The sequence below is a fragment of the Catellatospora sp. NPDC049609 genome (assembly GCF_040675365.1).
In the GTDB taxonomy this organism is placed as follows: Bacteria; Actinomycetota; Actinomycetes; order Mycobacteriales; family Micromonosporaceae; genus Catellatospora.
Genome location: NZ_JBFAOU010000043.1, coordinates 1 through 21,501 on the forward strand (window position 1 = coordinate 1; position 21,501 = coordinate 21,501).

Annotated in this window: 24 protein-coding genes; 17 read left to right on the forward strand and 7 right to left on the reverse strand. The window is 74.0% G+C overall.

Features of this window, described 5'->3' with window-relative positions; all coding sequences use genetic code 11:
* Nucleotides 1-21 precede the first annotated feature (21 nt).
* Nucleotides 22-369 carry an FBP domain-containing protein gene (locus tag AB0J67_RS14740; RefSeq protein ID WP_363481680.1) on the reverse strand — a complete coding sequence of 116 codons (348 nt, stop codon included), beginning with the start codon at nucleotides 367-369 and terminating at the stop codon, nucleotides 22-24.
* Nucleotides 370-494: 125 nt separating this feature from the next.
* Between AB0J67_RS14740 and AB0J67_RS14745 the strand changes: the two genes are divergently transcribed.
* From AB0J67_RS14745 to AB0J67_RS14755, 3 genes are all read left to right on the forward strand, one after another.
* Nucleotides 495-1,145: an HAD family hydrolase gene (locus AB0J67_RS14745; RefSeq protein ID WP_363481683.1), complete on the forward strand. Its 651-nt coding sequence runs from the start codon at nucleotides 495-497 to the stop codon at nucleotides 1,143-1,145.
* A 77-nt stretch (nucleotides 1,146-1,222) separates the two neighbouring features.
* Nucleotides 1,223-1,483 (forward strand): hypothetical protein, encoded by a 261-nt coding sequence (locus tag AB0J67_RS14750; protein ID WP_363481686.1) that lies wholly within the window; start codon nucleotides 1,223-1,225, stop codon nucleotides 1,481-1,483.
* A gap of 129 nt (nucleotides 1,484-1,612) precedes the next feature.
* Nucleotides 1,613-2,932 (forward strand): hemolysin family protein, encoded by a 1,320-nt coding sequence (locus AB0J67_RS14755; RefSeq protein WP_363481689.1) that lies wholly within the window; start codon nucleotides 1,613-1,615, stop codon nucleotides 2,930-2,932.
* 10 nt (nucleotides 2,933-2,942) lie between these two features.
* Here the strand turns inward: AB0J67_RS14755 and AB0J67_RS14760 are convergent, their stop codons facing one another.
* On the reverse strand, nucleotides 2,943-3,509 hold the full coding sequence (locus AB0J67_RS14760) for a helix-turn-helix domain-containing protein (protein WP_363481692.1): 567 nt from the start codon (nucleotides 3,507-3,509) through the stop codon (nucleotides 2,943-2,945).
* Nucleotides 3,510-3,590: 81 nt separating this feature from the next.
* On the opposite strand from AB0J67_RS14760, the gene AB0J67_RS14765 reads away from it, so the two are divergent.
* On the forward strand, nucleotides 3,591-4,001 hold the full coding sequence (locus AB0J67_RS14765) for a nuclear transport factor 2 family protein (protein ID WP_363481695.1): 411 nt from the start codon (nucleotides 3,591-3,593) through the stop codon (nucleotides 3,999-4,001).
* A gap of 125 nt (nucleotides 4,002-4,126) precedes the next feature.
* Here the strand turns inward: AB0J67_RS14765 and AB0J67_RS14770 are convergent, their stop codons facing one another.
* Nucleotides 4,127-4,735 (reverse strand): DUF4240 domain-containing protein, encoded by a 609-nt coding sequence (locus AB0J67_RS14770; protein ID WP_363481698.1) that lies wholly within the window; start codon nucleotides 4,733-4,735, stop codon nucleotides 4,127-4,129.
* Nucleotides 4,736-4,739: 4 nt separating this feature from the next.
* Nucleotides 4,740-5,273: an NUDIX domain-containing protein gene (locus AB0J67_RS14775; protein ID WP_363481701.1), complete on the reverse strand. Its 534-nt coding sequence runs from the start codon at nucleotides 5,271-5,273 to the stop codon at nucleotides 4,740-4,742.
* 97 nt (nucleotides 5,274-5,370) lie between these two features.
* Here AB0J67_RS14775 and AB0J67_RS14780 point away from each other — a divergent pair, with 97 nt between their 5' ends.
* A complete protein-coding gene (locus tag AB0J67_RS14780; RefSeq protein ID WP_363481704.1) occupies nucleotides 5,371-6,372 on the forward strand; it encodes a class I SAM-dependent methyltransferase in 1,002 nt (333 codons plus the stop codon).
* A gap of 67 nt (nucleotides 6,373-6,439) precedes the next feature.
* Nucleotides 6,440-7,249 (forward strand): PhzF family phenazine biosynthesis protein, encoded by an 810-nt coding sequence (locus tag AB0J67_RS14785; protein WP_363481707.1) that lies wholly within the window; start codon nucleotides 6,440-6,442, stop codon nucleotides 7,247-7,249.
* Here the strand turns inward: AB0J67_RS14785 and AB0J67_RS14790 are convergent.
* On the reverse strand, nucleotides 7,240-7,911 hold the full coding sequence (locus AB0J67_RS14790) for an MOSC domain-containing protein (protein ID WP_363481710.1): 672 nt from the start codon (nucleotides 7,909-7,911) through the stop codon (nucleotides 7,240-7,242). The genes AB0J67_RS14785 and AB0J67_RS14790 overlap by 10 nt on opposite strands.
* A gap of 52 nt (nucleotides 7,912-7,963) precedes the next feature.
* Between AB0J67_RS14790 and AB0J67_RS14795 the strand changes: the two genes are divergently transcribed.
* The 6 genes from AB0J67_RS14795 (at nucleotide 7,964) to AB0J67_RS14820 (ending at nucleotide 12,864) form a co-directional block, all read left to right on the forward strand.
* Nucleotides 7,964-8,437: a GNAT family N-acetyltransferase gene (locus tag AB0J67_RS14795; RefSeq protein WP_363481713.1), complete on the forward strand. Its 474-nt coding sequence runs from the start codon at nucleotides 7,964-7,966 to the stop codon at nucleotides 8,435-8,437.
* A gap of 110 nt (nucleotides 8,438-8,547) precedes the next feature.
* On the forward strand, nucleotides 8,548-8,787 hold the full coding sequence (locus AB0J67_RS14800; protein ID WP_363481716.1) for a hypothetical protein: 240 nt from the start codon (nucleotides 8,548-8,550) through the stop codon (nucleotides 8,785-8,787).
* Between the two features lie 67 nt (nucleotides 8,788-8,854).
* Complete coding sequence (locus AB0J67_RS14805; RefSeq protein ID WP_363481719.1) at nucleotides 8,855-9,817, forward strand: aldo/keto reductase; 963 nt, start codon at nucleotides 8,855-8,857, stop codon at nucleotides 9,815-9,817.
* Nucleotides 9,814-10,125 carry a GNAT family N-acetyltransferase gene (locus AB0J67_RS14810; protein ID WP_363481722.1) on the forward strand — a complete coding sequence of 104 codons (312 nt, stop codon included), beginning with the start codon at nucleotides 9,814-9,816 and terminating at the stop codon, nucleotides 10,123-10,125. The genes AB0J67_RS14805 and AB0J67_RS14810 overlap by 4 nt, the downstream gene beginning before the upstream one ends.
* Before the next feature lie 132 nt (nucleotides 10,126-10,257).
* Complete coding sequence (locus tag AB0J67_RS14815) at nucleotides 10,258-11,856, forward strand: ABC-F family ATP-binding cassette domain-containing protein (RefSeq protein WP_363481725.1); 1,599 nt, start codon at nucleotides 10,258-10,260, stop codon at nucleotides 11,854-11,856.
* Between the two features lie 51 nt (nucleotides 11,857-11,907).
* Entirely contained in the window at nucleotides 11,908-12,864 is a 957-nt protein-coding gene (locus AB0J67_RS14820) for a sporulation protein (protein WP_363481728.1), read from the forward strand.
* A gap of 67 nt (nucleotides 12,865-12,931) precedes the next feature.
* Here the strand turns inward: AB0J67_RS14820 and AB0J67_RS14825 are convergent, their stop codons facing one another.
* Nucleotides 12,932-13,741 carry an alpha/beta hydrolase gene (locus tag AB0J67_RS14825; RefSeq protein ID WP_363481731.1) on the reverse strand — a complete coding sequence of 270 codons (810 nt, stop codon included), beginning with the start codon at nucleotides 13,739-13,741 and terminating at the stop codon, nucleotides 12,932-12,934.
* Between the two features lie 226 nt (nucleotides 13,742-13,967).
* Between AB0J67_RS14825 and AB0J67_RS14830 the strand changes: the two genes are divergently transcribed.
* Nucleotides 13,968-14,744 carry a TSUP family transporter gene (locus AB0J67_RS14830; RefSeq protein ID WP_363481734.1) on the forward strand — a complete coding sequence of 259 codons (777 nt, stop codon included), beginning with the start codon at nucleotides 13,968-13,970 and terminating at the stop codon, nucleotides 14,742-14,744.
* A 99-nt stretch (nucleotides 14,745-14,843) separates the two neighbouring features.
* Here AB0J67_RS14830 and AB0J67_RS14835 read toward each other — a convergent pair whose 3' ends face one another.
* Nucleotides 14,844-15,755 carry a LysR family transcriptional regulator gene (locus AB0J67_RS14835; protein ID WP_363481737.1) on the reverse strand — a complete coding sequence of 304 codons (912 nt, stop codon included), beginning with the start codon at nucleotides 15,753-15,755 and terminating at the stop codon, nucleotides 14,844-14,846.
* An 83-nt stretch (nucleotides 15,756-15,838) separates the two neighbouring features.
* Here AB0J67_RS14835 and AB0J67_RS14840 point away from each other — a divergent pair, with 83 nt between their 5' ends.
* From AB0J67_RS14840 to AB0J67_RS14855, 4 genes are all read left to right on the forward strand, one after another.
* A complete protein-coding gene (locus tag AB0J67_RS14840) occupies nucleotides 15,839-16,720 on the forward strand; it encodes an EamA family transporter (RefSeq protein WP_363481740.1) in 882 nt (293 codons plus the stop codon).
* A gap of 216 nt (nucleotides 16,721-16,936) precedes the next feature.
* On the forward strand, nucleotides 16,937-18,493 hold the full coding sequence (locus AB0J67_RS14845) for an IucA/IucC family protein (protein ID WP_363481743.1): 1,557 nt from the start codon (nucleotides 16,937-16,939) through the stop codon (nucleotides 18,491-18,493).
* Nucleotides 18,493-20,100, forward strand: coding sequence for an IucA/IucC family protein (locus AB0J67_RS14850; RefSeq protein ID WP_363481822.1), 1,608 nt, complete (start codon nucleotides 18,493-18,495; stop codon nucleotides 20,098-20,100). Before AB0J67_RS14845 ends, AB0J67_RS14850 begins: the two co-directional genes overlap by 1 nt.
* Nucleotides 20,101-20,158: 58 nt before the next feature.
* Nucleotides 20,159-21,331, forward strand: coding sequence for an alanine racemase (locus tag AB0J67_RS14855; RefSeq protein WP_363481746.1), 1,173 nt, complete (start codon nucleotides 20,159-20,161; stop codon nucleotides 21,329-21,331).
* Nucleotides 21,332-21,501 lie beyond the last annotated feature (170 nt).

A 21,501-nucleotide genomic window follows, 5' to 3' on the forward strand; every position in this document is an offset into this window, starting at 1 on the left:
TATTGGTGCGATCGACAAACATCACTGACGGTCCGGGCCAGCCGCGGCCCGGCACTCCGGTCGTCGAACGCATGGCGGGGGTAGGCCCGGCACCCCGGCACCTCCGCAGTCTCCGCGGGCCGCGCCGGCCAGATCTTGGAAAGTTGATGTCGCCAGAGCAACCACAACTTTCCAAGATCTACCGGAGCGCGCCGGCCTGCCCTCGTGCCGGCGCAGCAGGTATCCGCGCTGCTCCAGCTTCGGGTCGCGCCAGCCCAGGTAGGTCAGCGCGGGCCAGTCCCGCTCGGCCAGATCCTTCGGCAGTGTCATCGCGGACGCGTCGCCCCGCGAGCAGTTGGACATCGCCCGCCTGATCTGGGCTTCGCTCATCGGTTCCACCCGGCGCACGCTACGCCGCAGGTGTCGGCGTGATCGACCCGTTTTCGCCGGTGACGGGCGGCACCCCCGGCGCACCCGTGCCGGATCTCGGCCCCGACGACCGATATCCTGGGCAGATGATCAAGGCAGTGGTGTTCGATGTGGGCGAGACGCTGATCGACGAGACCCGCATCTGGAGCCGCTGGGCCGACCGCCTCGGCGTGCCCCGCTTCGCCATGCTCGGGCTGCTCGGCGGCATGGCCGCCATGGACCGCCCGCACGGCGACGCGTTCGCGCTGCTGCGCCCCGGTCTCGACGTCGACGCCGAGATCGCCGCCTGGGCCGTCGACGACCCCGACGGGCTGCGCGAGAACTTCGACGAGGTGGACCTCTACCCCGACGTGCGCCCGGCCTTCGCCGAGCTGCGCCGACGCGGCCTCGCCGTGATCATCGCCGGCAACCAGCCGCCCCAGGCCAAGGCCGCCCTCGAGCGGATGGACCTGCCCGTCGACGCCATCTTCACCTCCGCCGAGTGGGGCATCGAGAAGCCGCACCCGCACTTCTTCACCAAGGTGTCCGAGGTCGCCGCGCTCGACCCCGCGCACATCTGCTACGTCGGCGACCGCGTCGACAACGACGTGCTCCCGGCTACCCGGGCCGGCATGATGCCCGTGCTGGTCCGCCGCGGCCCGTGGGGATACCTCGGTTCGGAGAAGCCCGAGGCGGTCCGGCACGCCACCATCGTCGACGGCCTCGGCGCCCTGCCCGACCTGCTGCGCCCCGCCTGATCGCGCGGCATTCGCGCAACCGCCTGCGCCCGGCGGCCGACGCTCCTAGCGTGGAGATGATTCTTCGAGGAGGAGCGATGGCCAAGCACAACCAGTCCCGCCGGCACCCGCAGCAGGAGCCCAGGCAGCACACCGAGCAGGACCAGCCCGGCAACCCGCACGCCGAGCACGAGCACGGCCCCGACGCGCATCCCGGCTGGACCACCGAACGGGCGCAGGAGCGCTCCCGCCAGCACGCCATGGCGTCGCGGGAGAAGGCCAGCCGCACCCAGACGTCGATGGGCCAGGCCAACATCATGCGCCTCAAGAAGGGCAACCAGCCCCGCGGCGGCCGCTGACCCAACGCCGGGACACGTCGCTGACCTGCTGATACCGTTGACCGAATGGAAGGCTGTGATACCGGGCCGGGCCGATGCCCGGCCTGCGCGTACCGGCTGACGATCCAGGCGGGCCCCGGGTGATGTGTCGTGGGCGACCACTGGATCCAGCTCGCACTGGTAGCCGTACTCATCACACTCAACGCGCTGTTCGCCGGCAGCGAGATGGCGCTGGTCTCGCTGCGTGAGGGCCAGCTGCGCCGGATGCAGCAGCAGGGCGGCGGCGCCGCGGCCGCCGCCGCGCTGGCCAGAGACCCCAACCGGTACCTGGCGACCATTCAGATCGGCATCACCCTGGCCGGGTTCCTGGCGTCGGCGACCGCCGCCATCGCGCTCGCCGAGGTGCTGCAGCCCGCGCTGGGCTTCCTGGGCCGCGCCGCGCGGCCCGTCGCCGTCGTCGGCGTGACCCTGGTGCTGACGTTCCTCACCCTGGTCTTCGGCGAGCTCGCACCCAAGCGCCTGGCCATGCAGCACGCCGAGCGCTGGGCCCGGCTCGCCGGGCGCCCGCTGACCGCGCTCGCCAACCTCTCCCGTCCGTTCGTGTGGGTGCTGAGCAGAGCCACCGACCTGGGCGTACGCCTCATGGGCGGTGACCCGCACGGCCACCGTGACGAGATCACGCCCGAGGAGGTGCGCGACATGGTCAGCGTGCATCGCGGGTTCACCGCCGAGCAGCGCCTGATCATCGCCGGCGCCGTGGAGATCACCGAGCGGGTGCTGCGCGAGGTGCTGATCCCGCGTCGCCACGTCTTCACGCTCGACGCCGACCTGCCCATGGACGTGGCCCGCAAGGAGCTGGCCGGCTCCGGCTTCTCCCGCGCGCCGGTGGTGCGCCGGCGCAACCTCGACGACACCATCGGCATCGTGCACCTGCGCGACCTGCTCAGCCAGGACACCGGCACCGTCGCCGAGGTGGCCCGCCCGGCGCTGCTGCTGCCCGACTCGCTGCACGCCGGGGACGCGCTGCGCCGGTTCAAGACCGAGCGGCAGCAGTTCGCGCTGGTCGTGGACGAGCACGGCGCCGTCGACGGCATCGTCACCATGGAGGACCTGCTGGAGGAGGTCGTCGGCGAGATCTACGACGAGGCCGACCGCGACGTGATGGCGGTGCAGCAGGGCGAGGACGGCGACATGCTGCTGCCCGGCACGTTCCCGATCCACGACCTGCCCGACATCGGGGTCAACCTCGACGAGCGACCCAACGGCGACTACATCACCATCGCCGGTCTGGTCATCGCGATGCTCGGCCACGTGCCGACCCGCCCCGGCGAGATCGTGCACCTCGACGGCTGGACCGCCCAGGTGACCTCCGTCGACCGGCACGCCATCACCGGGATCCGGCTGCGTCCCTGCGGCGGCCCCGCGGGCGACGCCCTGTGCCCACCCCGCCCCCGCACCGGCGCGACCTGAGCGCCCCCCCTCAGCGGGGGGCGAGGCCCGCGAAGACGACCGCGAGGGTACGGGTCTGCAGGTCGGCGGGCCAGCCGGCCTGGACCGCGCCCTGGCACACCGCGACGAGCAGCGCCATGACCTCGGCCAGCCCGACGTCGCGGCGCACCGTGCCCGCCTGCTGGGCCGCCCGCAGCAGTCCCCCGACGGAGCGTTCCAGCGTCCCCACGGCGTCGGGGACGTTCAGCTCGGATCCGGCCGCGGCGAGCAGGTCGATGACGGTCTTCTGCCGGGCCGAGTGCGCCACCAGGTTCGTGAAGAAGGCGAACAGCGCGTCGCCCGGTTCGCTGCCGCGCCGCAGGTCGTCCACGTCGGACACCAGCCGCGCCAGCAGGTCTTTCATGATCGCCCGGAGCAGGTCGGCCTTGGTCGGGAAGTGCCGGAAGACGGTGCCGATGGCGACGCCCGCCCGGTTGGCCACCTCCTCGGTGGACGCGGCCGGGCCGCGCTCGGAGAACACCTGCTCGGCGGCGGCCATGATGCGGGCGCGGTTGCGGGCGGCGTCGGCGCGCAGCGGTTTGGCGTCGTCGATCGGCACGCGTACTCCCCTTGAAACATGAGTGTCCACTCACTATCGTGGTGAACCTGAGTCGTTGCTCATCTTAGCCGGAGGTGTCCGATGTCCACGCCCCGCGAAGCGTTCGACCGGCTGCGGCAGCAGTGGTTCCTCGCCGACTCCGCGACGCCCGACGAGGACCTGTTCACCGAGGACGTCGTGGTGGAGATGCCGTTCGCGGCACCCGGCCGCCCCACCCGCATCGAGGGCCGCGCCGCGTTCGTCGCGTTCGCACGGGCGGGCCGCGCCGCACTGCCCGTCCGGTTCGACCGGTGCGACATCACCGCCGCGCACCGGACCGCCGACCCCGACGTCATCGTCGTCGAGTACGAGCTCGGCGGCACCGTCACCACCACCGGCGCGACGGCCGCCGCCCCGTTCGTCGGCGTCCTGCGCGTCCGCGACGGCCGCATCGCGCACTGGCGCGAATACCAGCACACCCTCGCCATCGCCCAGGCCCTCGCCCCCGCATGATCGCCCGACTTGCCTGGCACATGGGCGTATCCGCGCCCAACATACGCACATCTGCCAGGCAAGTCGGATGACCATGGCAGCGCCGCGGGTGGGGCCGTCGTGTCGTCGGTGGACATCTGCGCCACCTATGTGTCGCAGTCGGCATCGTGGGCCTGACGCCGGAACAGCCCCGTGAGGCGGGGGAACCTTTCTCGTTTCAGCGCCTCGTCGTGGGGTAGCGGACGCCCGGTGCGCGGCTCCCGGTCGGGTCGCTCGGCGAACTCCGCCGGCGGCGTGAGCTGCGCGGCGACCGCGGGCGCAAGCCTGGCCAGCACGAGTTCGTACGCCGTCTCGGCAACCCCGCACAGCTCCTGCGTGTCGGGATACTCCGCGTCGGTCCACGAGGGCCGTGCGGCCAGCGCGACCAGCTCCGGGACCTCGCCCAGCGAGTCGGGGTCGGCGAGCGCGTCCTCGAACGTGTCGCGCCCGAGCCGGAACAGCCACAGCCGGAAGCCCACGAACGAGTACTCCCCGCAGTACTCGTGGCGCGCGTACACGATGTCGGCCGCCGCCCACATCTCCCAGGTCAGCGCCCGGTTCGCCAGCCGTATCGCGGTCAGGTGGAAGCGCACGATGCGCGGGACCGGCAGCCGCGCGAGCTCCAGCGTCAGCGCGTCGGTGAACTCGGCGTGGTCGGCACCCGCCCGCACCCGTTCGATCACGTCCCAGAAGTCGTCGACGTCGTCGCGTGGCATCGGGTCAGCCGAGGTACGGGGTGACGGGGTCGCTGAGGTGGTGGCGCAGCCGCAGCCGGGTGGTCTCGTGGATGGGCAGGCGGTCGAAGTCGGCCGGATGCACGAAACGCACCTCGGTCGACTCCGCGCTGACCGCGATGCTCCCGCCCACGATCCGGCCCCGGTACGCGATGCTGAACTGCTGGCGCACCTCGCCGTCGGCATACGCCACGACGTGCCGCGGGTCGGTGTAGATGCCGACCAGGCCGGTGATCTCGATGTCGAGCCCGGTCTCCTCCCGCACCTCGCGCACCACGCACTGCTCGATCGTCTCGCCGAGCTCCATGGTCCCGCCGGGCAGCGCCCAGTTGCCCGAGTCGGTGCGCCGCTGCAGCAGGATCCGGCCGAACTCGTCCTCGACCACGGCCACCCCGCCGGGCACGATCCGGGTCGCGGCCGGCGCGTCCGGGTCGCCGTAGTGGTCGCGGCGGGTGCCAGTCCGCGCCGGCAGGCGAGGCAGCTCGCCCGAGGTCCCCTCCGACGATCGCTCGGTCGTCATGCCACCTCCCTCGGCCTGTTCGCCCGAGCCCGCACGATAGTGGTCGAGGGCCACCGCGTGTCGCCCCCGGCTGGCAGGATGACCGACCGTGAGGCTGGTGGACGAGGAGCGACTGCAGCGGTCCGCGGTGGTCGCGAACAACGCGATGAACCGCGAGCGCGGCCTGGACGGCGTCAACAGTTACGCCCGCGACCTGGGCTTCCACCCGCTGGACCGGCTGGAACCACCACTGTCCGGCCAGGACGGCGCCGCGTGGCTGGACCTGTGCTGCGGCCGGGGACGCGCCCTCGCCCAGGCCGCCGGGCAGCGGCGCGACGGACTGACCCTGGTCGGCGTGGATCTGGTCGGCCACTTCGACCCGGCCGCGGCGAGCGCGCCAAACCTCACCCTGGTCACCGGCTCGATCACGACCTGGCGGCCGGACCGGACCTTCGACCTGATCACCTGCGTACACGGCCTGCACTATGTCGGCGACAAGCTCGGCGTGCTCGCCCGGGCGCTGACCTGGCTGTCGCCGGGCGGCACGTTCGCCGGGCACCTGGACCTGAACAGCATCCGGCTGCTCGACGGCGGGCCCGCGACGCGGCTGGTGCGCCGCCTGCTGCGCGAGGCCGGCATCGGGTACGACGCCCGGCGCCGCCTGGTCACCTGCACCGGCCCGCGGGAGCTGGACCTGCCGCTGGCGTTCGCGGGCGCCGACGACCAGGCCGGGCCGAATTACACCGGCCAGCCCGCCGTCGACTCGTACTACCGCCCGACCCGCACCGGCACCCGCGCCGAGCCGGCGCCGTCGCCGCGCCGCGCCGTCACGGTCGACGACACGGGTGTGCGCGTCGACCACGGCACCTGGGTCGCCGAGGCCGCGTGGGCGGACCTGGCCGGCGCCACCGTGTCCCGGTTCGTGGTCGAGGTCGCCGACGTCGACCACCTGGAGCTGACCGTCGACCTGGTCTACGGGCACCACCTGAGCGTCGCCGACGACGCGGACGGGTTCGCCGAGGCGGTGGCCGAGCTCGCGCGCCGCTGGGGCAGGCCCGCGCCCGACCTGGCCGCGCTGGCCCCGGGCGACGGCCACGTCGACGTCTGGCGGCGCGGCTGAGCGGTGCGGGCCACGCGCCGCGGATTGGCTGTGCGCTGCGGCGTACCCGCTGGTCTAGGGTCTTGTCATGCGGATCAGGATCATCGACGCGTTCACCGACCGGCCGTTCGGCGGCAATCCCGCGGGGGTCTGCGTGCTCGACGGGGACAGCTTCCCCGACGACACCTGGATGCAGCGGGTCGCGGCGGAGCTGAACCTGTCCGAGACCGCGTTCGCGCACGCGCGGGGTGGGCAGGACTGGGCGCTGCGCTGGTTCACCCCGCTCACCGAGGTGAACCTGTGCGGCCACGCGACCCTGGCCACCACGCACGCGCTCGCCGAGGACGGGCTCGCGGCCGCCACGGTCCGGTTCGACACCCGCAGCGGCATCCTCGCCGCGACGGTCGCCGCCGACGGCTCGATCACCCTGGACTTCCCGAGGTCGCCGGTGATCCCGATCGAGGCGCTGCCGGGCACCGCCGAGGCGCTGGGCGTGCCGGTCGTGGCCTCCTACGACACCGGGGCCCTGGCCGACCTGCTCGTCGAGGTCGCCGACGAGCACACCGTCCGCACCATGGCCCCGGACCTGGCCGCGGTGGCCCGGCTGGCCACCCGCGGGGTCATCGTGACCGCGCAGGCCGCCGACCCGGCGTCCGGCTACGACTTCGTGTCCCGGTTCTTCGGCCCGGCGGTCGGCGTCCCCGAGGACCCGGTGACCGGCAGCGCGCACACCGCGCTGGCTCCGCTGTGGTCGGCGCGGCTGGGCCGCGACGAGCTGGTCGGGCTGCAGGCCTCGGCGCGGTCGGGGCTGGTGCGCACGGGGCTGCGCGGCGACCGGGTCGACCTGACCGGCCGGGCCGTCACCGTCCTCGACGGAAACCTCGCCGCCTATGCCTGATCGGCCTGCTTCGCGGCGCGCTGGCGGGCCTTAACCTTGATCTTCTCGGGCAGGGCGTCGGCGGCTAGCAGCCGCGGCAGCAGGTCCGGCTCCAGGGTCATCGCCCGGAACGCCAGCGCCACCGTCACGTCGTGGTCGGGCCGGTGCAGAACCGTCACCGCGTCGCCTTCGCGCACCTCACCGGGCACGACCACGCGCAGGTACGCCCCCGGCAGGGCGCGCTGCGTGAACGTCTTGATCCAGCCCTGCTCGCGCATCTGGCCGGCGAAGGTCCGGCACGGGATCCGCGGCGACGACACCTCCAGCACCGCCTGCTCACCGACCTGCCAGCGCTCGCCGATCAGCGCCCCGTTGACGTCGAGCCCCGCGGTGGTCAGGTTCTCGCCGAACATGCCGCCGGGCACCTGCCGGCCCAGCTCGGCCTGCCAGCCGTCGAGGTCCTCGCGGGCGTACGCGTACACGGCCTGGTCGTCGCCGCCGTGGTGGCGCCGGTCGCAGATCTCGTCACCGACCACGCCGCTGCCCAGCCCGCTGTCACGCGGCCCGGGCGCGCGCAGCGCCACCGGCCCGTCCACCGGGTGCTTGTCGATGCCGGTCCGGCCGATGTCGGCGGCCTCGCTCGGGCGCGCGGCGCCCAGGTTCACGGAGAGTACGGTGCCCATCGGGCCAGCCTAGCCCGCATGATCCGGGGCGCCACCGAGTATGGTGCCCACCATGATCCGTCCCGCCGTGCCCGACGACGTCCCGGTCATCCTCGACCTGATCCGTGAGCTGGCCGAGTACGAGAAGGCGCCGCACGAGGCCAGGGCGACCGCCGAGCAGCTGCACGCGGCGCTGTTCGGGCCGCACCCGGCCGCGTTCGCGCACCTGGCCGTCGACGACCGGACCGGTGCGCCGGTCGGTGTGGCGATCTGGTTCCTGAACTTCTCCACCTGGCACGGCGTGCACGGCATCTACCTGGAGGACCTGTTCGTGCGCCCGGCCGCCCGCGGCCACGGGCACGGCAAGGCGCTGCTGCGCGAGCTGGCCCGCATCTGCCGCGAGCGCGGCTACACGCGTCTGCAGTGGTGGGTTCTGAACTGGAACGCGCCCGCCATCGACTTCTACCGGTCGATCGGCGCCCAGCCGATGGACGACTGGACCGTGTACCGCGTCTCCGGCGATGCTCTGGCGAAGCTGGCCGACTGACCGCACGCCGCACCACCACGGGTGCCGGGACCGGCGATCTCACCAGCGCCGCTGCGACGAGTGCCGCCCCATCGTGGTTCCGGCGCGGGCCAGCCGGGTAGGCGGTGGTCATGACAGTGGACGTGATGGCGCCGCGTGGCGGGGTGATGACCGACGAGGTCGGCACGGTGACCGGGGAGCTGACCCTGGAGCCGAAGGTCGAGGGCGACACGGTACGCCTGCGGGTGCGGTACAAGGGCGCCGAGGAGTGGTACACCGTCACCGGCGCGCAGGTGAAGGTCGCCGACCCGGCCGACCCGGCCGCCGTCGACCGCGCCGCCCAGGACCTGCTCAACCGCTTCTCCCACTGACCCGTGCCCCCGGCCCCCGGCGGTCGGCCGGCGACGGGGTCCCGGCGGGAGGGATAGGGTGGCGATCATGCGTTACAGGGCTTTGGGCAACTCCGGGCTGATCGTGTCGGCGGTCGGGCTCGGCTGCAACAACTTCGGCTGGCGGCTGGACCTGGACGGCACGCGTGCCGTCGTCGACGCCGCGATCGACAACGGCATCACGTTCTTCGACACCGCCGACATCTACGGCCGCGCCACCGCGATCGGGGCGTCGGAGTCGATGCTCGGCGAGGTCCTCAAGGGACGCCGCGACCAGGTGGTGCTGGCGACGAAGTTCGGCCACCAGGGCGCGGACATGGGCTACGGCCCGGCCGCCGGCGCCAAGGGCGGGCGCAAGTACGTCCGACGCGCGGTCGAGGAGTCGCTGCGCCGCCTGGGCACCGACCACATCGACCTCTACCAGCTGCACACCCCGGACCCGGTGACGCCGCTGGCGGAGACCCTGGCCGCGCTGCACGAGCTGGTGACCGAGGGCAAGGTGCGCTATATCGGCAGCTCGCAGTTCGCGGGCTGGCAGATCGCCGACGCGGCGCGGCTGGCCGAGGCGATGGGTGTGACGCCGTTCGTGAGCGCGCAGAACCACTGGTCGATGCTGGAGCGCGGCAGCGAGATCGAGGTCGTGCCCGCGGCGCGGCACTTCGGGCTGGGCGTGCTGCCGTTCTTCCCGCTGGCCAACGGCCTGCTGACCGGCAAGGTGCGGCGCGGTCAGGCCGCCCCGGCCGACAGCCGGCTGGCCAAGGACCAGGCCGGGTTCATCACCGACGAGCGCCTGGACACGGTGGAGGCGCTGGCTGGTTGGGCCGACGCGCGCGGGCACGAGCTGGGCAGGGTCGCGATCGGGTGGCTGGCGGCGCAGCCGGGCTGCGGCTCGGTCATCGCGGGTGCGACCAGCCCGGCGCAGGTCGCGGCGAACGCGGCCGCCGCCGACTGGGAGCCCACCGCCGACGAGCTGGCCGAGCTGGACAAGCTCGCGCCCGTGCCGGCGCGATGACGGCAGCAGGAGAGGAGACGCCGGTGCAGGTCGAGGTCGTCGAGGTCCCGGAGAGCAGCCGGTACGAGGCACGCGAGGCCGGGCGGCTGCTCGGCGTGCTGACGTACCACCGCAAGCCGGGGATGATCGTGTTCGACCACACCGGCGTCGAGCCGGAGGCCCGCGGCCGCGGCATCGGCGCGATGCTGTGCGCGGCCGCGCTGGCCGGGGCGGCCGAGGACGAGGTGCACGTGGTGCCGGCGTGCTCGTTCGTGCGCCGCTGGGTGCACGAGCACCCGGAGTACCTGCCGCTGATCGAGCGGGCGTAAATCACTGGCAGCGGGGTGGGGCCGGTCGTTAGGCTGGCCCCACTATGGAGCTGTGACATCACCGACCGGCCTGTGACCTGAGGCGTTCCGCCCGGCAGGCTCAGTTTCGCGGAAAACCTTCCGGTGGTGCTCATGCCTGCTCAGTCCCTCACTGCTGTTGATCTTGTCAAGTTCTTCGGGGACCGCCGCGTCCTCGACGGCGTGGACCTCACCGTCGCGCCCGGCCGCCGCGTCGGCCTGGTCGGCGAGAACGGCGCCGGCAAGTCCACCCTGCTGCGCCTGCTCGCCGGTGCCGACACCCCCGACGGCGGCGCCGTGACCCGCCCCGACGACATCGGCCTGCTGCACCAGGAGCTGCCCTACGCACCCGGTGACACCGTCGGCGACGTGCTGGCCGAAGCCCTGCGCGAGAGCCGCGAACTGCTTGCCCGGCTCGACGAGCTGAGCACGGACCTGACCGGCGAGCAGCGGCTCGACGCGTACGCCGCGGCGCTGGCCCGCGCCGAGCAGCTCGACGCCTGGGACGCCGACCGCCGCGCCGAGCTGGTCATGCACGGCCTCGGCCTGGCCGACCTCGACCACGGCCGCACCCTGGGCACCCTGTCCGGCGGGCAGCGCTCCCGCGTCGCGCTCGCCGCGCTGCTGGTCCGCCGGCCCGCCGCGCTGCTGCTCGACGAGCCCACCAACCACCTCGACGACGAGGCGGTCGCGTTCGTCGAACGGCAGCTGCGGCAGCTGCCCGGCGTGGTCGTGGTCGCCAGCCACGACCGGGTCTTCCTCGACGAGGTCTGCACCGACATCGTCGACCTCGACCCCAGCGACACCGCCCACGGCGGCCTGGTCCGCTACGGCGGCGCCTACACGCAGTACCAGCACGCCAAACGGGAGCAGCGGGCCCGCTGGGAACGCGCCTTCGCCGACCAGCAGGCCGAGCTAGCGGCGCTGCGGCAGTCCGCGGCGACCACCGCCCGGCAGGTCGCCTACGGCCGCCCGCCCCGCGACCGCAACAAGATGAGCTACGACCGGCACGGCGAACGGGTCCAGTCACAGGTCTCCCGGCGGGTGCGCAACGCCGAGCAGCGCCTGGCCGTGCTCGAACGCGACCCGATCCGCAGGCCGCCGGCGCTGCTCAGCTTTCAGGCGCCCGCGCTCACCTCGGCCACCGCCGAGGGTGAACGCGCGGATACTGCGCTGGCGCTGCGCGACGTGCACGTGCCCGGACGGCTGCGGCTGGACCGCCTCGACCTGCCCGCCGACGGCCGCCTGCTCGTCACCGGGCCGAACGGCGCCGGCAAGTCCACGCTGCTGGCGGTGCTCGCCGGCCGGCTGCGACCGGCCTCGGGCAGCGTGACCCGCCGCCGCGGCCTGCGGGTCGGGCTGCTGGCCCAGGACGACCGGTTCGACGACCCCGCCGCCACCCCGCGCACCCTGTACGAGCGCACCGGCGCGGACGTACCCCTGATCGAACTGGGCCTGGTCGCCCCGCGCGACCTGGACCGGCCGGTCGGCGCGCTCAGCGTCGGCCAGCGCCGCCGCGTCGCGCTCGCGCTGCTCATCGCCGACCCGCCGCACCTGCTGCTGCTCGACGAACCCACCAACCACCTGTCGCCCGCCCTGGCCGACGAGCTGGAGGACGCGCTGCGCCGGGCACCCGGCGCGGTCGTGGTCGCCAGCCACGACCGGTGGCTGCGCCGCACCTGGCAGGGCCGGCGACTGGACCTCGTCTGCTAGGAATGTGACAGCGCAGGTCACCAGGACCGGCACCAGAGGAGATGTAGTTCAGTGGTTTTCAAGAAGATGCTCGCCGCCTTCGGTGTCGGCGGCCCGTCGGTCGACACCGTGCTCGCCACCCCCGTCGTCCAGCCCGGCGGCACGCTGTCCGGCACCGTCCACGTCAAGGGCGGCGACCACGACACGCTGATCGAGTACGTCTCCCTCGGCCTGGTGACCCGGGTCGAGGTGGAGGGCCACGACAGCGAGTACGACACCACCGTCGAGTTCCACAAGCTGCACCTGACCGGCTCGTTCACGCTCGCCGCGGGCACCTCCCACCAGCTGCCGTTCAGCATCGAGGTGCCGTGGGAGACCCCGGTCACCAGCTTCTACGGCACCCCGCTGCACGGCATGACCATGGGCGTGCGCACCGAGCTGTCGGTGGCCAAGGCCGTCGACAAGACCGACATCGACCCGGTCCGCATCGAGCCGCTGCCGGTGCAGGCCGCGGTCATGGAGGCGTTCACCCGGCTCGGGTTCCACTTCAGCCGGGCCGACCTGGAGCGCGGCCGCATCCACGGCGTGCACCAGACGCTGCCGTTCTACCAGGAGATCGAGTTCTACCCGTCGCAGGCGTACGCCAGCCGCATGCGCCAGCTGGAGCTGACCTTCGTCACCAGCGCGCAGGGCATGGACGTGGTGCTCGAGTTCGACAAGCGCGGCTTCCTCGGCTCGCACGACACGTTCAGCCGCCACCACGTCAGCCACGCCGACGTCGCGAGCACCGACTGGCCGTCGGTCGTCGACGGCTGGATCCGCCAGGCGCTGGACCGCCACGGCTCCGCCGGCTTCGGCGGGCACGGCGGCGGCCACGGGTTCCACGGCGGCCACGGTCACGGGCACCGCGGCCACGGCATGGGCGGCGCCGTCGCCGGTGCGGCGGCCGGCTTCGTCGGCGGCATGGTCGCCGGCGAGATCGCCGAAGAGGTCTTCGACGTCGACATGGGCTTCGGCTTCGAGGAGTGACCGGGTCGGGCAGGCGCCTTCGCACCGGACGTGGGTTGCGTAGGCGCCTGCCCGACATCGTTGTCCGTCACTGGGTGGCGGTGGCCGCCGCGTTCTGCACGACCTGGGCGACCCGGTCCGGGTGCGAGACCATCACCACGTGCGACGCGCCGTCGACGGCGACGGTCTCCCTCGCGCCCGCGCGCTGCGCCATGAACGCCATCGCCTCCGGCGGGATGTTCTTGTCCGCCGAGCCGTACACATGCCACGACGGGATGTTCTTCCACGCCGCCGCCGGTGAGCCCTCGTTCAGCGCCGCCTCGGTGATCGGCCGCTGCCCCGCCGCCATCAGCGTGGCCTGCTCGGCCGGCACGTCCGCGGCGAACTGCTCCCGGAACTTGCCCTGGTCGATGTAGAGGTCCTTGCCGCCACCCGCCAGCGCCACCGGCGGCGCCAGCGCGGGCCCGAGCGTGCTGCCCGGGAACTTCGCCGACAGCGCCGCCGCGCTCTCCCCCACCTCCGGCGAGAACCCGGCCACGTACACCAGCGCCTTCACGTTCGGGTTGCCCTCGGCCGCGTTCGAGATCACACTGCCGCCGTAGGAGTGCCCCACCAGCACGATCGGCCCGGAAATGCTCTTGAGCAGCGCGGACACCTCGGCGGCGTCACTGCCCACCCCGCGCAGCGGGTTCGCCGCCGCGACCACCGGGTAACCCTGTGCCTGCAGCAGCGGGATCACCCCGTTCCAGCTCGACGAGTCCGCGAACGCGCCGTGCACCAGCACGATCGTCGGTTTCGTCTGTTTGCGCCCCGCCGCGGCCGCCGGTGCGGCCATCGCGAACGTGAGCGTCACCGCCGCGACCGCGGCGACACCCGACAACACCCTGCGTACCGACATGCCAGAACCCTCCATCCGGTAACCGGCCCGGGGGTTCGGCCACCGCCCAACCTACGCCCACCGCCCGGCGCGCACCCGGTGTTCGGCCCGCTATGGTTGCCGGGTGTTCAAGGCCCTCGTCTGCTTCATGCTGCTCTTCATCGCCATCGGGGCGATCGGGATGTGGCTCGCCACCCAGCGCCGTAAATCATGATCCATAGCGTAGGCACCACCCCCAGCAACGCCCATGGACGCCGGTAGCCTCACGCTGCTGCTGACCGCCGCCACCGCCGCCGGGTGGGTGGACGCCGTGGTCGGCGGCGGTGGCCTGCTCCTGCTCCCCGCCCTGCTCATCGGCCTGCCGCAGACGCCGCTGGCCACCGTGCTCGGCACCAACAAGATGACCGCCATCGCGGGCACCACCAGCGCCGCCATCACGTACGCGCGCCGCACCCGCATCGACTGGCGCGTCGCCGGCCCCGCCGGGCTCATCGCGATCGCCGTCTCCGGCGTCGGCGCCTGGCTGGCCATCACGCTCACCCCGAACAAGGACGTCTACCGGCCCGTGGTGCTGGGCATCCTGGTCGCCGTCGCCCTGTTCGTCACGTTCAAGCCCAACAACGGCATCTACCCGCACCCCGAACGCCGCACCACCGGCCGCGCCGCGCTCGCCGTCGCCCTCGCCGGCGGGCTCATCGCCCTCTACGACGGCATGATCGGCCCCGGCACCGGCACCTTCCTCGTGCTCACCTTCACCACCGTGATCGGCGCGGACTTCCTGCACGGCTCGGCCATGGCGAAGATCGTCAACGCGGGCACCAACCTCGGCGCGCTCATCGTGTTCGCCCTGGACGGGCACGTGTGGTGGCAGCTCGGCGCCGGCATGGCGATCTGCAACATCATCGGCGCGCAGGTCGGCGCCCGCATGGCCCTCAAACGCGGCTCGGGCTTCGTCCGCATCGTGCTGCTGGTGGTCGTCCTGGCCCTGATCGCCCGCCTCTCCTACGACCAGTGGCTCGCCTGACCCCGCCCCGCCGACCCAAGATCGTCCGACTTGCCTGGCAGATGGGCGTATCACGAGCCGGCTTACGCCCATGTGCCAGGCAAGTCGAGTGATCTAGGGTCACGGGGCGGGTGGTGGGGGCCAGGTCGCCGCGTGGGCGGCGACGCGGTCGATGACCAGGGCGACCGCGGGCCAGTGCTCGCGGCCGGGCCGGGTGATCGCGAACATGCGGCGGCGCACCGGCACCCCCGGCATCGGCACGAACCGCACCCCGGGCCGGGGCGCGACCACCGCCGCCAGCAGCGCCACCCCCAGCTCCGCCGCCACCAGGTCCAGCACCAGATCCAGGCTGTCGGCCCGATGCTCGATCATCGGCCGGTACGCCGCCAGCGCGCACACCCGCGTGGCCAGCTCGTCGTCGTCCGGGCCGCGCGAGTTCACCACCCACGACTCCCCCGCCAGCGCCGACAGCCGCTCCGGGGCGTCGATCACCTCCGGCAGCGCCCGCCCCGCCGGGACGGCCAGCATCAGCGGCGTCTCGCACAGCCGGCGCACCGCGTACCCGGTGAAATCGCGCGGGACCAGGTCGTAGTCGTAGACGAAACCCAGGTCGACCCGGTCCTCGTCGAGCAGCCGGGTCACCTCCGGCGGCTCCCGCTCCTGCAGCATCACCTGCAGGCCCGGATGCGAGGCGGCCAGCTCCCGCACCACCGGGATCAGGTCCCCCGACAGCACCGTCGCGTACGCCGCCACCTGCACCGTGCCGCCCGGCTCCCCGCCGCGCGCCAGCGCCGAGCGCGCCGCGTCCACCGCCGCCAGGATCGGCCGGGCGTGCCCCACCAGCCGCCGCCCCGCCGGGGTCAGCCGGACCGTCCGCCCGGAGCGCTCGACCAGCGGCGTGCCCACCTCCCGGGTCAGGGTGGCCAGCTGCTGCGACACCGCGGAGGTGCCATACCCGGTGACCTCGGCCACCGCCCGCAGCGTGCCCCTATCGGCCAGCTCGACGAGCACGCGCAGCAGCCTGGTGTCCACGGCTCCATCATCCGCGATTCGCGGACGTTGCGTCCGCACACCCGTGGTGGACGTACATGATCGCGATCCGGTCACATGGAGTGATGACCGCAGTCGACGTCGCCGCCACCGGCACCACCCCGCGCCGCAGCACCGCACCCGCCGTGGCCCTGCTCCTGGGCTCGATGCTGTCCGTGCAGGTCGGCGCTGCCGCGTCCACCCGGCTGTTCGACGACATCGGCCCCGCCGGCACCGCCTGGCTGCGCGCCTGCTGGGCCGCGCTGGCCTTCCTGCTCATCGCCCGGCCCACCCTGCGCTGGCTGCGTGCCCAGTCCCGCCGCGAGCTCGCCGGGGCCGTCGCGCTGGGCGCGGTCAGCGCGGTCATGAGCATCACCTTCTTCGAGTCGATCGCCCGCATCCCGCTGGCCACCGCCGTCGCGCTGGAGTTCCTCGGGCCGCTGACGCTGGCCGTGCTGCGGCGCTCCGGCCGCCTGGGGCTGCTGTGGCCGGCGCTCGCGCTGGTCGGCGTGCTGGCGCTGACCCGGCCCTGGCAGGGCGAAGTCAACGTGGCCGGCGTGGTGCTGGCACTGGTCGCGGCGGTCTGCTGGGCCGGGTACATCGTGCTCACCCAGCGCGTCGGCGACAGCTTCGACGGCGTCAAGGGCCTGGCCATCGCGATGCCCGCGACCGCCGTCGCGGCGACCCTGGTCGGCCTGCCGCAGGCCCTGGGCGGCCTGTCCTGGTCCGTGCTCGCCCAGGCGGCCTGGCTGGCGCTGCTGCTGCCGGTGCTGCCGTTCGCGCTGGAGCTGCTCGCGCTGCGGCGGCTCACCGTCGCCGCCTTCGGCACCCTCATGTGCCTGGAACCGGCGTTCGCGCTGGGCGTCGGCGCGACCGTGCTCGGCCAGCACCCGCACCCGCTGCAGGTGCTCGGCGTCGCGTTCGTCGTCGTCGCCGGCATCGGCGCCCAGCGCACCGGCCGCCGCTGACCCGCTCCCTCCGCGCCGGCCGCTCCCGGGGCGTTAGGAAGGGCACCTTCCTCTACGTATTGCGTTAAGAAGGTGCCCTTCCTTTCGTGGGGGGCGGCACCGTCGGTAGGGGGTCCTAGGACGCTAGGGTGAGGCGAGGGCGGCTGGCCGGTGACGGCCCTCGTGGTCCACACTGGATCTCCGAGATGCCTGCCGAGGGAGCCTGACATCAACGCCGTGCCGAGTGTGACCGACGCGCTTCCCGGCGCCCGCGCCGCGATCCTGGCGCGGCTGTGGGGGGCGCTGGTCCGCGAGCCGCTGCCCGGCGTCGAGCGGCAGGCGTACGGCGGCGACACCCGGGTCACCCTGGGCGGCGGGCAGCGGGTCATCGGGTCGACCGCGATGGCGCAGCCGTTCGTGGTCCCGCCGGAGGGCCTGCGTGTGGTCACGGAGGCGGGCGCCTTCGACGATCCGGTCGAGCTGCTGCGCGCGCTGCGGCTGCCCGGTGACGTGGCCCGGCTGACCGCGGAGGTCGCGCACAGCGTGGCCGGGCTGGCCCTGGCCCGCGCCGGTCAGCCCTGGCGGGCGGGCGGCGAGGCGAGCCTGTCCGTGCTGGCGGGGCGCCCCGACGGGCTCGCGGTGCTGGAGCAGTCGGTGGTCGACGGCCACCCGCTGCACCCGTGCTGCCGCACCCGCATCGGGATGACCGAGGCCGAGATGCTGGCGTACGCCCCCGAGCACCGCCCGACGGTGACGCTGGAGGTGTTCGCCGTCCCGCCGAAGCGCTGGCTGACCACGGGCGCCGGGCTCGCGCCCCGGCTGCCGGTGCACCCGTGGCAGCGCGAGCACGTGCTGTCGGCGTACCCGTTCCTCAAGCCCACCGGGGAGAAGATCGCGGCGCGGCCGCTGATGTCGCTGCGCACACTGGCCGCGGTGGCCGACCCGACCCGGCACTACAAGACCGCCGTGGACGTGCAGATGACCAGCGCGGTGCGCATCGTGTCCCCCGCCGCCGTGCGCAACGGCCCGGTCGTGTCCAAGCTGCTCGCCACCCTGTCGGCCGACCTGGGCCTGCGGGTGTGGCCGGAGCTCGCGGGCGGCGCGGTGCTCGACGGCGACGGCGCGCCGCTGCGCAGCCTGGCCGTGGTGGCCCGGCGCGCCGCCCGGCCCGGCCCCAACGAGGTCATCGCACCGCTGGCGGCGCTGGCCGCGCCGTCGCCGGCCGACGGGCGCCCGCTGATCCGCGAGGCGGTCACCCTGGGCTACGGCGGCCACCCGGCGGGTTTCCTCGCCGACCTGGCCGCGCTCATCGTCCCGGTGCTGCTCACGCTGCTGCACCGCGGCGTCGCGCTGGAGGCGCACGGGCAGAACCTGCTGGTCACCCTCACCCACGGGCGGCCCACCGGGCTGTCCTACCGCGACGTCGGCGGGGTGCGGCTCAGCCCGCAGCGGCTGCGCCGCCACGGCGCCGACGCCCCGGCCCTGCACGGCGACCTGGCCTGTGACGACCCGGCCGAGCTGCGCGCCAAGGCACTGGCCTCGGGCATCGCCGTCGCGCTCGGCGAGCCGATCGCGGTGCTGTCCCGGGAGTACGACGTCACGCCCGAGGCGCTGTGGCGCCTGGTCCGCGAGCGGGTCGAGACGGTCTACGACAACCTGCCGCCGTCGGCGGCGGCCGACGCGCGCGCCGTGCTCGGCGAGCCGCTGCCGCTGAAGGCCACCACCGCGATGCGGCTGGCCGCCGACCCGCTCACCGACGTGTGGGCGTCCCTGCCGAACCCGCTGGCCGCGTGATGCGCCCGCTGACCGACCCGATCCGCGCGGAGCTCGCCGAGCTCGCCCCGCAACTGCTCGACGGGTACGCCGACGCGCTGCCGCGCGCCCGGGTCACCGTGGCCACGCGGCTGGCCGAGGCGCTGTGGCGCGAGGACCTCGGCGACGCCCGCACCCGATTCCGGGGCGAGCGGCACGGCTTCGACCGGGTGCTGCTCGACCCCGTCGACGCCGATCCGGTGGACCTGGTGGCCCACGAGGGCCTGCGCGCGGAGCTGGACAGCGCCGTGCACGGGCTCGCGCTCGCGTACGCCCGGCGCGCCTCGCAGGATCCGGGACACCGCGCCGCGGCGGCCGTGGCCGGCGTGCCCGACCTGCCCGCGCTGCTCGACGGCACCGCGCCCGACGAGCGGACGGTGCGGCTGGAGCAGCTCGCGGTGGAGGGCCACAACCTGCACCCCTGCGGCCGCACCCGGCTGGGCTGGACCACCGGCGACATGATCGCCCACGACCTGGAGAGCGAGTCGACCGCGATCGGCTTCCTCGCCGTGCGGCCCGAGCTGGCCCTCGGCGACGACCTGTCCGAGCGGCTCGGCGTCGCCGTGCCCGGCGGGCGGCGGCTGCTGCCGGTGCACATCTGGCAGCTGCGCCACCTCATGGGGCGGTTCCCGGAGCTGTTCGCCGACGGCACGCTGCGGGTGCTCGACCAGGTGCTGCCCGCCCGCCCGACCTCGGCGCTGCGCACGGTCCTGCCCGCCGGTACGGCGTACCTGAAGCTGTCGCTGGACATCCAGGTCACCTCGACCCGGCGCAGCATCTCCATCGCCTCCACCCGCAACGGCCCCGAGCTGAGCACGGTGCTGGCGCGGCTGCTGGAACGCGTGCCCGGCGGCGAGCGCGTGCTGCTGATGGCCGAGCCGGCGGGCGTCGCCGGGCTGCTCGCCGACGGCCGCCAGCTCAGCACCATCGCCCGCGACGGCCTGGGCGGGCGGCTGGCCGACGGTGAGCAGCCCTACCCGGCGAGCTCGCTGGCCGCGATCGACCCGGTGACCGGGCGGACGCTGCTGGCGGGGCTGGTGGACCGGTACGCGCGGACCCGCGGCTGCTCGCCGTCGTCGGCCGCGGCGGGCTTCCTCGGCGAGTACGCCGCGCTGCTGCTGCCGCCGGTGCTGGCGCTGGCCGCCCGGCACGGCATCGGGCTGGAGGCGCACCTGCAGAACTGCGTGCCCACCTTCGTCGGCGGCGTGCCGCACCGGCTGGCCCTGCGCGACCTGGCCGGGCTGCGCGTGCACCAGCCGAGGCTGGCCGCCGCCGGGTCGGCGCTGCACCTGTGGCCCGGTTCGGTGATCGGCACCGACGACGAGGCGGTGCTGCTGGCGAAAGTGGCGTACACCGCGTTCCAGGCGCACCTGGGCGAGCTGGTGCTGCGGCTGGGCCAGTCGCACGCGCTCGACGCCGACGCCGCCTGGCGGATCGTCCGCGAGGTCGTGGACGAGACCCTGGCCGGCCACGCCGACCACGCCTTCTACACCGCCCCGACGGTGCCGCACAAGGCGCTGACCCGCATGCGGCTGGCCGGGGCGGGCGACCTCTACATCCCGGTCGGCAACCCCCTGCACGGCCGCTGACCCCGCACCGCCCCACCCCCTGCCGGCATCGGCGTCGTGCCCGTGCTGTTCTAACGGCATGGAGGCAGCTGTGATCACCGGTGGCGGGGCGGTGCCGGAGCGGGTGGCGGCGGCGCTGCGCGGCGTGGCGGCGCCGGTGTGCGCGTACGTGTACGACCCCGGCGTGCTCACCGCGCGGGTCGCGGCGCTGCGGGCCGCGCTGCCCGGGGTGACGGTCTGCTACGCGGTCAAGGCCAACGGGCACCCGGCGATCGTCGCCGCCGCGGCCGCCGCCTGCGACGGGCTGGAGGTCGCCTCCGGCGGCGAGCTGGCGCTGGCCGAGGCGGCGGGCGCGCGGCGGATCGTGTTCGGCGGCCCGGCCAAGACCGACGCCGAGCTGGCGCACGCGCTGCGGCTGGGCGCGACGGTCAACGTGGAGAGCCCGCACGAGCTGCGCCGGCTCAGCCTGCTGGCGGAGCGGGCCGGGGTGACCGCGACGATCACACTGCGGGTCAACCGCGCCGACGCCGGCCTGCCGGGCACGCACGCGATGACCGGCGCGCCGACGCCGTTCGGCGTGGACGAGGCGCAGCTGCCCGAGGCGGTGGCGCTGGCCCGTACGTTGCCGGGCCTGGACCTGGCCGGGTGGCACCTGCACGCGGTCTCCAACAACCTCGACGCGGCGGCGCACGCGGCGTTCCTGGCCGAGGCGCTGCGCTGGTCGGCGCGCACCGCGGCGGCGCTGGGCGTGCCGCTGCGCACGGTCAACGCCGGCGGCGGCTTCGGTGTCGACTACACCGGCACGGCCGCGTTCGCGCTGGACGAGCTGCGGGTGGCGGTGCCCGACGGGGTCGAGCTGGTGGTCGAGCCGGGCCGGTGGCTGGCCGCCGACACCGGCTGGTACGCCGCCGAGGTGCTCGACCTCAAGCACACGCACGGGCGCTGGTTCGCGGTGCTGCGCGGCGGCACGCACCACTTCCGGCTGCCCGCCGCGTGGGGGTACAGCCATCCGTTCGCGGTGCTGCCGGTGCAGCGGTGGGACCACCCGTGGCCGCGGCCCGAGGTGACCGGGGTCGCGGTGGACGCGGTCGGCGAGCTGTGCACCCCGCGCGACGTGCTGGCGCGGGGGCAGGCGGTGGACCGGCTGCGCATCGGCGACGTGCTGGTCTTCGCGCGGACCGGCGCGTACGGCTGGGACATCTCCCACCACGCGTTCCTGCGCCATCCGCACCCCGAGTTCGTGGTGCTCTGACGGGTGCCGCGACCGCGCAGAGTGACCCTCGCATCTACCCAGCGAATCGGATGATCACGAGTCGGTCCGCCCTGTTCGGCCCGGCTTGACATCGTCCTAGACTGTGCCCGTCCACCACCACGTGTGGTGCGAGACACCCCCCTTACGCCCCCCTCGACACCCCTGAAAGC